Below are 11,632 nucleotides of genomic sequence, written 5' to 3'. Positions count from 1 at the left end.
TGAGCGGCATTGTGGAGCGGTCAAAAAGGCTTGCATAGGTAAATCCGATGCCATGCATTTTTTAAATATATTTTTCAGATTCTGAAGGGGCGCGTAGATTTTCATCCAGACGAACGGACCGGGCAGCAGCGCGCTGCGGGAAACACGACTGGGTCCGCGCAACGGCCGCGAGCGCTCAAAGACCGCAAGGCCGCAACCGGATCGAAACATTCCGCCTTTTCAAGGACACAGCCATGACAGTGGACGTAACGTCAATCGATACGCTTGTGGTCGGCGCCGGTCAGGCCGGCGTCGCCATGAGTGAACATTTGAGCCGGCTCGGCGTGCCGCATCTCGTGCTGGAACGCGCCCGGATCGCCGAGCGCTGGCGCACGGGGCGTTGGGATTCGCTGGTTGCCAATGGCCCCGCGTGGCACGATCGATTCCCGAATCTCGAGTTCGCGGATTTCGACCCGAACGCATTCGCTTCGAAGGAACAGGTCGCCGACTATTTCGTCGCCTATGCGAAGAAGTTTGAAGCGCCGATCCGTACCGGCGTGGAAGTAAAGAAGGTCGTGCGCAATGCGGGGCGGCAGGGCTTCACCGTCGAAACATCGGAGGGCACGATCGAGGCTGATCGCGTGGTCGTCGCGACGGGACCCTTCCAGCGCCCCGTCATTCCACCGATCGCACCGCAGGATTCGAGCCTCACGCAGATTCATTCCGCCGACTATCGCAATCCCGCGCAATTACCTGAAGGCGGCGTGCTGGTAGTGGGTGCAGGATCGTCGGGCGTGCAGATCGCGGACGAGTTGCAACGCGCGGGCAAGCGCGTCTATCTGTCGGTCGGTGCGCATGATCGCCCGCCGCGCGCCTATCGCGGTCGCGATTTCTGCTGGTGGCTGGGCGTGCTCGGCGAATGGGACGCGGAGGTCATGAAACCCGGCAGGGAACACGTCACGATTGCGGTGAGCGGTTCGCGTGGCGGCCATACCGTGGACTTCCGGCGTCTTGCACATCAGGGCATCACGCTGGTTGGTCTGACGAAATCGTTCCACGATGGCGTTGTGACCTTCGAAGCGGATCTTGCGGAGAACATCGCGCGGGGCGACGAGAACTATCTGTCGCTGCTGGACGCAGCCGACGCGTATGCCGGGCGCAACGGTCTCGATCTCCCCGAAGAACCCGAAGCCCGCATCATTCCCGCGGACCCGGAATGCGTGACGAACCCGTTGCACGATCTCGATCTGGCGAAAGCCGGCGTGACGTCGATTGTCTGGGCGACCGGGTATGCCGTCGATTTCAGCTGGTTGAACGTCGACGCCTTCGATGAGAAAGGCAAGCCGAAACATCAGCGCGGCGTGTCGAAGGAGTCTGGCATCTATTTCCTCGGTCTGCCCTGGCTGTCGCGCCGCGGCTCAGCATTTATCTGGGGCGTGTGGCACGACGCGAGGCACATCGCCGATCACATCGTTACGCAGCGTAAATACCTGGCGTATTACGATGAATCGCAACGCGAGGCACATCGCCGCGGCGAGGAAAACATTGAAGACACGTCCACCGGTCCACGCCCCCATAAAGTCAGCGAGATGAGCGTCAGTTGATGCATACGCTTCCTTGATCCGCAATCCATTTCTTCCAGGCATTAAGGTGCACTGATGAGCCAACCCACGCATACCCGTATCCGCATGTTCAACACGAAGGATACATATCCGAACCAGACGCTCGACAACGATCTTTGTCAGGCCGTGCGCGCTGGCAATACCGTCTATGTGCGCGGTCAGGTGGCAACGGATTTCGAAGGCCGCCTCGTCGGCCTCGGCGATCCACGCGCCCAGGCCGAACAGGCGATGAAGAACGTCAAGCAGTTGCTGGAAGAGGCGGGCAGCGACCTGTCTCACATCGTCAAGACGACGACGTTCCTGACCGACATCCGCTACCGTGAGCCGGTCTATCAGGAAGTCGGCAAGTGGTTGAAGGGCGTGTTTCCCATTTCCACGGGCCTCGTCGTGGTCGCGTTGGGTCAGCCGCAGTGGTTGATGGAGATCGACGTTATCGCGGTCATTCCGGATGGATGGACGTCGCCGAAAGCCTGAGGAGCGGGACATGACATTTTCTATCGTCGGACGTTGTCAGGAATCCGGGCAGCTCGGAATCGCGATCAGTTCGTCCAGCATCGCGGTAGGCGCTCGATGCCCATGGCTGCGTGCAGGTGTGGGCGCGGTGGCGACGCAGAACGTCACGCTGCCTGCGCTCGGCCCGCGGATTCTCGATCTTCTGGAGAGCGGGCAACTCGATCCCGCCGCAGCGCTGGACCGTGTGCTCGGCGCGAGCGAGTGGAGTGAGTATCGGCAGGTGACGGTGATCGACGGCCAGGGTCGCACGGCGTTCTTCAGCGGCAAGGAAGCGCTGGGCACGTATCACGCCGTCGCTGGCAAGCAATGCGTAGCTGCGGGCAACATGCTGACCGGCGTCGAAGTGATCGAGGCAATGGTTCCGGCGTTCGAGCAGGCATCCGGCACGCTTGCCGACCGCCTGCTCGCGGCCATGCATGCCGCGATGGCTGCCGGCGGCGAAGCGGGGCCCGTGCATTCGGCGGCGCTCAGGATCGTGGGCGACGTGATCTGGCCCATCGCGGATCTGCGGGTCGACTGGGCTGATGACAATCCCATCGGCCAGCTCGACCGTCTGTGGCAGGCGTATCGGCCGCAGATGCAGGACTACCTGACGCGGGCGTTGAATCCGACTGCCGCGCCCAGCTACGGCGTGCCCGGCAATGAATGACAGATCCAGCCGTGCGCTGCTTGAACGGCTGATCGGCTTCGCCACCGTTAGCCGCGACTCCAATCTTGAGATGGTCGAATTCATTCGCGACTACCTCGACGAACTCGGTGTCGAAAGCGAGCTGTTCTACAACGCCGAGCGCACCAAGGCGAATCTGTTCGCGACCATCGGTCCGCGTGAGCGAGGCGGCATCGTGCTGTCTGGTCATACGGACGTGGTGCCAGTCGATGGCCAGCCGTGGACCGTCGATGCATTCCGTCTCACCGAACGCGATGGGCGTCTGTATGGTCGCGGCACGGCCGACATGAAGGGCTTCATCGCTTCGGTACTGGCGGCGGTACCGGCGTTCCTCGAGTGCGATCTGAAGCTGCCCGTGCACCTCGCTTTTTCGTACGACGAGGAAGTGGGATGCCTCGGCGTGCGGCCGATGCTGGCGGAACTGGAGCGGCGCACGCACAAGCCGGCCCTTTGCCTGATTGGCGAGCCGACCGGGCTTAAGCCGGTGCTGGGCCACAAGGGCAAGCTGGCGATGCGCTGCCAGGTGAAAGGCGCGCCTTGCCATTCGGCCTATGCGCCGTATGGAGTCAACGCGATTCAATACGCGGCGCGGATGATCGGTCGCCTGGAAGAGATCGGCGAGCAGCTGGCGCAGCCCGAGCATCACGACGAGCGATTCGATCCGCCGTTTTCCACCGTGCAGACAGGCGTGATCAGGGGAGGGCGGGCGCTCAACATCGTGCCGGCCGAATGCGAATTCGACTTCGAAGTGCGCGCGCTGCCGGGCTTCGATGCCAGCCAGGTCGCCGACGACTTGCAGCACTACGTCGAGGCTGAGCTGCTGCCGAAGATGCGCGCAGTGAAGTCCGATACCGACATCCGCCTTCAGCCGCTCTCCACCTATCCGGGACTGGCTACTTCACCCGACAGCGAAGCGGCGCGTCTTCTGGCGTTGCTCAGCGGCTCCAGCGACTTCGGCACGGTCGCGTTCGGCACCGAGGGCGGGCTCTTCGAGCAGGTGGGCATTCCCACGGTGGTGTGCGGACCGGGCAGCATGGACCAGGGGCACAAGCCGGACGAATTCGTCACGGTCGAGCAATTGCACAATTGCGATGCGATGCTGGCTCGTCTGGCGGATTACCTCTCGGCTGCGTCGTAAGACGTATGCATCGAGGGTGTTGCCGTAGCGGCAGGCCTTCTAATAGCGAGGCCGTTGTCTCGTGCCAGGGCAAGACGATCCGCAAGACCACGCAACTTAAATACTCCTGAACGCGAGGCATCGCGATTCAGCAGGCCGAACACGCCTGATCACACATGGGACCGGAGTAACGCGCTAACTCCGGTCGATACAGGAGACAAACTTGAATACGTCGGAACGCAACGCTTCATCGTTGATCGAAAAACACACCATCGGTTATGTGCCGCCCGAGGATCGCCACGGCAAGGTGCGCGATCTCTTCACGCTATGGTTCGGCGGCAACATCGCTCCATTGCCCATCGTCACCGGGGCGCTCGGCGTGCAGATCTTCCACCTGAATGTGTTGTGGGGCATCGTGGCGATCGTCGTCGGCCAGGCTGTCGGCGGCGTGCTGATGGCGTTGCATTCGGCGCAGGGCCCGCAGATGGGCATCCCGCAGATGATCCAGAGCCGCGCGCAATTCGGTTCATGGGGCGCGCTGCTCGTCACAGTGATCGCAGGCGTGATGTACGTGGGCTTCTTCGCATCCAACATCGTGCTTGCCGGCAAGTCTTTGCATGGCATCAACAACAGCGTCCCGGTTCCGGTCGGCATCGTGATCGGCGCGATGGGATCGGGGTTGATCGGGATTATCGGTTACCGGGTCATCCATATCCTGAACCGCATCGGAACCTGGGTGCTCGGCATTGGCATTTTCATCGGTTTCGGCTACATCCTCACGCATATCTCCACGGACGATTTCCTGACCCGGGGCGGATTCAACGTCGCCGGCTGGCTCGCGACCGTTTCGCTGTCGGCCCTCTGGCAAATTGCTTTTGCCCCGTACGTTTCCGACTATTCGCGCTATCTGCCGGAGAACGTGGGTGTCGCATCGACGTTCTGGGCGACCTACCTCGGCTGCACGATCGGCTCTACGCTCGCGTTCGTCTTCGGTGCGGTGGCCGTGCTCGCGGTCCCGCCCGGCGCCGACTCGATGGACGCCGTCAGGCAGGCCACCGGACCGCTCGGACTGCCGATGCTTGTCCTCTTCCTGCTGAGCGTGATCAGCCATAACGCACTGAATCTCTACGGCGCGGTACTCGCGGCCATCACGTCGCTGCAGACATTCGCCTGGCGCTGGATTCCCACTGCCAGGGCGCGTGCCGTGCTGTCGATCGCGATACTCTTCGCGTGCTGCTACGGAGCGATCGGCGCTTCGACCAATTTCGTGGGCAATCTGGTCGATCTCGTGCTTGCGCTGCTGGTCGTGCTCGTGCCGTGGACCGCGATCAACCTGATCGACTTCTACGTGATTCACAAGGGGAAATACGACATCCGGTCGATCTTCCTGGCAGACGGCGGCATCTACGGCCGCTTCAATCCACAGGCGCTGATTGCCTATGGGATCGGCATCGTCGTGCAGATTCCGTTCATGAACACGCCGATGTATGCAGGTCCCGTGCCGAAGTATCTCGATGGCGCGGATCTCTCGTGGGTCATCGGGCTGCTTCTGACGTCGCCGCTGTATTACTGGCTTGCGTCGCGGGACAGCGGCTACCGGCGCAGACAGGCGGGTGCCAGTGTCACGGGTCATCCGGCGCGATAGTCACGACTGCTGGGGTGCTGCCGCATGGATCAATGGAGACGTAGACAATCTGGATCCAGAAAATATCGAACGACTTGAAGACGATGCTCGGCGGTCAGGAGTCTTCTGGCGGACCGTCACGTCGTGGCGAGCAGCGGTCCCCGGTTCAGCGTTCGCGTGACGAAAGACTTCGACAGAGGAGTTTAGGGTGAGAATCGACATGATTGTGGCGACGGCCATATCTGGCCGTCCTGTTCCTGTTCCGGACATGCCCAATGCGGCGAGAGGAACGGCGACATTCCCTGATCCGTCGTTGCGAGTGCAAAGACACACGCTTCCGCAAAAGGGAGAATCCTCCCGATACGAGGCGCTCGTCCCGCTCTTTACGACGCGATGCCCACCCGAGACTGACGGCGTATCACCCTTTACGCCAGGAGTTGACGATGCTGTTCGATGAACTGTTCCGGCGTCGTCAGCGGCTGACCAACGATTTCAGCCGCGCTGTTGTCGACGCCCGCCAGCAACTGTTCCTGCTGATCGACCTTGATCGCCTTGAAATGGATCGCAAATGAAGGATCGCCATCCCAGCCGAGGATCTTGACGAATTCGTCCGGCGTGACCTGCTCGAAGCGCACGTCCTTTCCAAGCGTGGTCGCGAGGATGCCTGCCAGTTCGATGTGGCTCACTTCACGCGAGCCCGTGACCGGGATGACCTTGCTACCGAACGCGTCGGGATTCTCGAGAATCTTTACAACGACACGTGCGATGTCGACAGCGGCGATGGGCACGAAGCGGCTTTCCGGGTCAAACGGCGTCAGATAACGGCCGGCACGGATTTCAGCCGCCGTGTACAGCATCCATTCGGAGAAGAAGTTGACTCGCAGATGCGCGGTCGGAACGCCCGAGCGGTCGAGGATCTGCTCGGAGAGCCAGTGATTCATCGTTGCCGGACTGCGTGCGTGCGAGCGCGACTGCCGGTGCGACATGTACACGATCTGCTTCACATTGTGCTCGCTGGCAGCCTGAGCAAAGATCGCCGTTGCTTCGACTGCGCCCTGGGTCAGCGGATAGCAGAAGTACGCGCCGTCGACACCCTTCATCGTGCCACGGACATCTTCGATCTTCAGCATGTCACCGAGCACGATTTCCGCGCCCAGTTCCTTCAGTGCCTTCGAGCGGTTGTCTTCGCGGCGAACAAGAGCGACGACCTGGTGGCCGTTCTCCAGCAGGAAGCGAACGGTGGGAGCGCCCGTAGCGCCAGTGGAACCCGTGACGAGAAATTTCTTCATATAGACCTCGAAAGTTTAAGGAACCTGGCCAAAGCCTGTATGCCGCAATTGCCACTCAAGCAGTATGGTCATCATGTTATAAAGCGCACGATCGACGGTCCGTCCGAAAGGGCAACACTCAAACATGACAACCATCATGCTTTCGATAATGAAGCATGATGGATATACTGTTTGTCGTCAACACCTTTCTTGCCATTTTTCCGGAGGACGTATGCGTTACCCACCAGAGGAGACCGCGGAGAAGCATGCCCGCATCCTCGAACAAGCTTCCATTCTCTTTCGCGAGCGCGGATTTTCCGGGGTCAGCCTCAGCGAGATCATGAAGGCGACGGGGCTTACACACGGCGCCTTCTACAATCACTTCGAGTCGAAGGAGAATCTGATTTCGGAGAGCATTGAAGATGCATCGGCCAAAGCGCTCGACTTCATGAAGGAAAGTGCGGCCTCTGGTGGGTCAATGACTCAATATGTCGACGGATATCTCACTGAACAACACCGCGACGAGAGGGGAAACGGATGCCTGATCGCAGCATTGGGGAGCGAGATTGCGCGCGAGCCTGCGGCTCAACCCGCATTCACGCGGCATGTGGAGGGTACGCTCAGAGGTCTAGCCGAGCCACTTGCAAAGGCAAAAAAGAAAAATGCCCGTCGCGATGCGATTCATACGCTTTCGAGCATCGTCGGAGCCATCATTCTGGCTCGCGCGGTTGATGACCCTGAACTTTCGGAAGAGATTCTTCGTGAGGTGCGAGCAGCTCTGGACTAAATGCGCGTCTATCAGGTGATGTCCAATTGGGTGGGCGATTGTCTCTTGTAACTCCCCTTCTTCACAGGAACCCAACGAGACTGCAAACACGATAGACAAGTTGATGTCCGCAGTGCAACGCATAGTCGACGTTCGAATGTCGGTGCAGATGCAGTGACCAGGGACCGAAGATGGCCGAACGCGATCCGACGACGAGCTTCCCTGTCGACTTAAAACGGCCATTCGCGAAAAAGTTCATCGCGGAATTCCGGGGAACGCTGTGCGCTGTCGCATAACGCCTGCATCAAGAATGGGCCGCTCTTGCTCTGTCCACACCAAACGCGTTCATGAACTCCGCCGCCAGCCACGCGAGTCCCGGATCCTGGTCCCGCGCGGCAGCCCACATCAGCGAGACCTCATAGCGCGGCACATCGAATGGCAGTGGACTCATCGCCAGGTCCAATGTGTCGCGCCAGACGCGGCCGATGAAGTCGGGGACCGTGGCGATCGCCGGCGTGCGCCGCACGATGAACGGGCTGGTCGCGAAATTCGAGCTGGAGAACACCACATCGCGCTTGAGGCCCTGTATTGCCAGCTGCTCGTCGATAAAGCCGTGCAGGCCCGCGCTGAACGAAGTCAGCACGTGCCGGTATCGCAGGAATTCATCCATTGACAGGTGCTTGCGGCGGGTCTTGACGAGGCGCGGATTGTAGACGCTCACAAAGCGCCACTGAAACAACGGCTGGCGCCGCTGCCACTGCACGCATTCCGGGAACACACCGATCGCCAGTTCGATCGTGCCCTCGTCGAGCATCGCTGCCGCGCGCGTTGAGTCGGTGGAGCGCGCGATCAGCTTCACGCCGGGCGCCGTGGTGGCCAGGCGGTCCATGATTTCCGGCGTCAACAGGACCTCAAGCGAATCGCTCAAGCCAATGCGAAACACACGCTGCGCGTATGCCGGATCGAACGCCGGTGGCTGCGTGAGCGCCTGATGCAGCGATTGAAGGAAGGGCTCGATCTGTCGCGCCAGTTCGAGTGCGCGGGACGTCGGCGTAATGCCGTGCGGGGTGCGCACGAACAGTTCGTCGCCGAATGCCTCTCGCAGCCGCTTGAGCGCGCCACTCACCGCCGGCTGGCCGAGGAAGAGCCGCTGCGCGGCGCGCGTGACGCTGCGCTCCTCCAGCAGCGCGCGAAAGGCCAGCAGCAGGTTCAGGTCGAAGCGCCTGAAATCATTTTCAATGATGTTTGGCATCGATATAAACGATTTGAATGATATGAGTCTGACACGCATTCTATCGCCATGAGGTGCGCTGCAAGACATGTGACGGCACATTGACAGACGCCCCTCCTTTCATCGACAGGAGCAACGACATGGATTGGCAAGATCAGAAAGTCGTCGTATTGGGTGGGTCGTCGGGCATGGGGCTGGCGACGGTGGCGCGGCTGAAGGAAGCGGGTGCGCACGTCGTGGCGGTCGGCCGCGACCGGGTCAAACTGGACAAGGTGCTCGCCGGCCTTCAGGGAAGTGGGCGTGTCACCGGCGAAGCGCTCGACTGCACCGACCGCGCTGCGCTCGACCGTTTCTTCGACCGCCTGGGTCGCATCGATCATCTGGTGCTAACGCTCTCCGGCGGCGAGGGCGCAGGCCAGTTCAACGCACTCGATCTGGCTTCCTTGCGTCGCGGCTTCGAGGCCAAGTTCTGGCCGCAGATCGAAGCCGCGCAAGCTGGCCTGCCGGCCCTGCGCCGCGACGGCAGTTTGACATTCCTGACCGCCATGTCCGCGCGTATTGCCAATCCCGGCACTGCGGGACTGGGCGCGATCAACGGCGCGCTCGAAAGCATGATCGGCACGCTTGCGCGCGAACTGTCGCCGCTGCGCGTCAACGCCGTTTCACCCGGCGTGGTCGATACCGCCTGGTGGGACAGATTCCCCACCGACGTCAAGGAGGACCTGTTCCGCCAGCAGGCCGAAACCCTGCCGGTGCGACGCGTCGGCCATGCCGAGGACATCGCGCATGCGCTGCAGTTCCTGATGGAGAACACCTTCATGACGGGCGCGGTGATCGAGTGCGACGGCGGCTTGCGGCTGTTATGACGGTGCCCGTTCGAGGTTGGTTGCCAACGGTCCGCTGGTAGCTGGCCTGGCCGGGCTCGACCCGAAGGAGGCAACCGCGCAGACAACCGTGCGGCGTAAAAGCGGACCTTCAGCGCGCACGTCACATCGAGTTGGCGGCATGGAAGGTTATGTTGAAGTTGGCGACTGTCTCGGGCGATTTATTGCGCCGCGCCAATCCGCACCGAAAAATTTTCTAAGGATTTTCGCGATGCTGCCGATATTAACCATTCAAAGGGATATGGAAACCGAACGCGTCGCAAACAGATTTTGCAGGAAACGCGGAACCGAACTGATTTTGTGTATATGGGGATCTGATGAACAAGATTGCAGCAATATTCCTTGGTGCTGTGCTAGTCGGAGTTTTGAGCGGCTGCGCGGGCACGAACTTCGTACGTCCGAATGATGCGGATTTGCAAAATGGCAAGACCACCCTCGCTGAGGTCCGGGTGAAATACGGCGACCCGTTTCGCGAGAGCAACGTCACCAGGAACGATGAGGACGTAAAGCTGTTGTCTTACGCTTACGCATCGACGGGCGGCACGCCACTAGACACTGGCGCCATACCAGCTCGATCTTTGGAACTGGCCTTCTGGAAGGACGCTCTGGTGTCTAACGTTTTTAACTCTTCATTCAAGGACGATGCCAGTGCCTTCGATGCATCGAAGCGCACGGCAATCGTCAAAGGCAAGACGACCCGTGCACAAGTCATCGAGCTGTTGGGGAGACCAGCGGGCTACGCTATTTACCCAGTCATCAAGGACAAGAATGGACAGGCATTGGTGTATTCATACCATACGACAAGCGGGTCGGCGTTTAGCCTGAAATTCTCCAGGCGTGATTTGATCGTGACGGTCGATCCGAATGGATTAGTCACTGATGTGAGTTACGAGTCGTCTGGCATGCAATAGCAGTTGTTCTGTCAAGTTGGTGGCAGTGATACAAAGCCGGTCCGGGTGAACCATCTCCTGGAAGCCGGGCGGTGAAAGAGCGCGGGCGGCGTGTCGATCAGACATGCCGCCCGCTTCTTTTTGACTCGTTGCCGGTGTACTGAACTGGATCATTGCCCCAACCCGACACACTACCGCCCACGAGGCCGCAGCCTCAAGTGTGTTGCATCGACCGGCTGAATCCGCACAGTCGATTCGCCATTCGCGTACGCCCCAGGTCTTCCGCTCATCGGCCATTGCGGTCCATCGGACATAACATCATCGCATCCGCTGGATGGTCACGCACTCGCATGCCTGTGAGTCGCGCTGACGATCCGTGCGGGGCTGGCCGATATCGCGACGCCCGGCATTCCGCCCGGGCAGCATCACCGGATTGAACGCTGCCCGCGCTCAACATGCTCAAGAGCATGCAGAAACGTCTTTCGGTCATCGCCGCCTGCTGGCAGCAAGCCACGTTTTGGTCATGTCATGGCTTGCGGAAGGATAAATAGCTCCGGGCCGGCCTGGGCTGAGGGCGCAGCAGCAGATAGAAGGCGGCAATATGCGTGATCATCAGCACAGGCACGTAGATGACCGGAATCGCGTACGTGGCGCCGAACTCTCCCGCACGCGCGGGAAGACCGGACTGGATAGCGTGGTAGTAGTCGAGGATGAGGTCGGTCGCTCCCACAAGATTGAAGGCTACGACGAACAACCAGAAGAGTGGGCGTATCCGTGCTGTGAGTAGCGCCAGCATCGCCAGAACTCCCGTTGCGAAGTCACCGTATGCGGCGAACACGGCGAAGCTGGCAGGCAGATGGGGACTGACGACGCCCGGCAGGATGAAGACCAGCCCGAAGAAACGGAAGCTGTGCAAGGTGGCGATGGCGCGTTGTGCTTCGAACGGGTCCATCGATTTGAGCCTGGGCCAGACATATACGCGCAGGCAAAGCAGCCACGCGAGATACCCCAGAACGAGATGCACCTGGAAGAGACGTTCCGTTGACATGTTGCCTCCTGTTACGTGTGGTC

At 60.5% G+C, this 11,632-nt stretch carries 11 protein-coding genes; 8 read left to right on the top strand and 3 right to left on the bottom strand.

Translation table 11 applies throughout. From position 1 onward, the window contains the following. Nucleotides 1-233 precede the first annotated feature (233 nt). The 5 genes from LPA37_RS16880 (at nt 234) to LPA37_RS16860 (ending at nt 5,543) form a co-directional block, all read left to right on the top strand. Nucleotides 234-1,583, top strand: coding sequence for a flavin-containing monooxygenase (locus tag LPA37_RS16880; protein ID WP_229013157.1), 1,350 nt, complete (start codon nt 234-236; stop codon nt 1,581-1,583). Nucleotides 1,584-1,637: 54 nt separating this feature from the next. After that, nucleotides 1,638-2,075 carry a RidA family protein gene (locus LPA37_RS16875; protein WP_090536120.1) on the top strand — a complete coding sequence of 146 codons (438 nt, stop codon included), beginning with the start codon at nt 1,638-1,640 and terminating at the stop codon, nt 2,073-2,075. Between the two features lie 10 nt (nt 2,076-2,085). Continuing rightward, nucleotides 2,086-2,763, top strand: a complete 678-nt coding sequence (locus LPA37_RS16870; RefSeq protein ID WP_228979401.1) for a DUF1028 domain-containing protein — start codon at nt 2,086-2,088, stop codon at nt 2,761-2,763. After that, entirely contained in the window at nt 2,756-3,919 is a 1,164-nt protein-coding gene (gene argE, locus LPA37_RS16865; RefSeq protein ID WP_228979400.1) for an acetylornithine deacetylase, read from the top strand. The genes LPA37_RS16870 and argE overlap by 8 nt, the downstream gene beginning before the upstream one ends. 202 nt (nt 3,920-4,121) lie before the next feature. Then, on the top strand, nt 4,122-5,543 hold the full coding sequence (locus LPA37_RS16860; protein WP_229013156.1) for a purine-cytosine permease family protein: 1,422 nt from the start codon (nt 4,122-4,124) through the stop codon (nt 5,541-5,543). A 404-nt stretch (nt 5,544-5,947) separates the two neighbouring features. Here LPA37_RS16860 and LPA37_RS16855 read toward each other — a convergent pair whose 3' ends face one another. Further along, entirely contained in the window at nt 5,948-6,811 is an 864-nt protein-coding gene (locus LPA37_RS16855) for an NmrA family NAD(P)-binding protein (RefSeq protein WP_228979397.1), read from the bottom strand. Nucleotides 6,812-7,022: 211 nt separating this feature from the next. Here LPA37_RS16855 and LPA37_RS16850 point away from each other — a divergent pair, with 211 nt between their 5' ends. Further along, complete coding sequence (locus LPA37_RS16850; protein ID WP_229013155.1) at nt 7,023-7,577, top strand: TetR/AcrR family transcriptional regulator; 555 nt, start codon at nt 7,023-7,025, stop codon at nt 7,575-7,577. A 283-nt stretch (nt 7,578-7,860) separates the two neighbouring features. On the opposite strand, the gene LPA37_RS16845 is transcribed toward LPA37_RS16850, so the two are convergent. Then, nucleotides 7,861-8,808, bottom strand: coding sequence for a LysR family transcriptional regulator (locus LPA37_RS16845; RefSeq protein WP_229013154.1), 948 nt, complete (start codon nt 8,806-8,808; stop codon nt 7,861-7,863). A gap of 80 nt (nt 8,809-8,888) precedes the next feature. Between LPA37_RS16845 and LPA37_RS16840 the strand changes: the two genes are divergently transcribed. Both LPA37_RS16840 and LPA37_RS16835 read left to right on the top strand, forming a co-directional pair. Further along, nucleotides 8,889-9,653 carry an SDR family oxidoreductase gene (locus LPA37_RS16840; RefSeq protein WP_229013153.1) on the top strand — a complete coding sequence of 255 codons (765 nt, stop codon included), beginning with the start codon at nt 8,889-8,891 and terminating at the stop codon, nt 9,651-9,653. 335 nt (nt 9,654-9,988) lie between these two features. After that, entirely contained in the window at nt 9,989-10,582 is a 594-nt protein-coding gene (locus tag LPA37_RS16835) for an outer membrane protein assembly factor BamE (protein ID WP_229013152.1), read from the top strand. A 505-nt stretch (nt 10,583-11,087) separates the two neighbouring features. Here LPA37_RS16835 and LPA37_RS16830 read toward each other — a convergent pair. Beyond that, nucleotides 11,088-11,609, bottom strand: coding sequence for a hypothetical protein (locus LPA37_RS16830; RefSeq protein ID WP_228979388.1), 522 nt, complete (start codon nt 11,607-11,609; stop codon nt 11,088-11,090). Between the last annotated feature and the right edge of the window lie 23 nt (nt 11,610-11,632).

It is taken from the genome of Paraburkholderia gardini (assembly GCF_907164545.1).
Taxonomy (GTDB): domain Bacteria; phylum Pseudomonadota; class Gammaproteobacteria; order Burkholderiales; family Burkholderiaceae; genus Paraburkholderia; species Paraburkholderia gardini.
The sequence above is the reverse complement of the archived record's forward strand: the minus strand, read 5'-3'. Positions and strand labels throughout refer to the sequence as shown.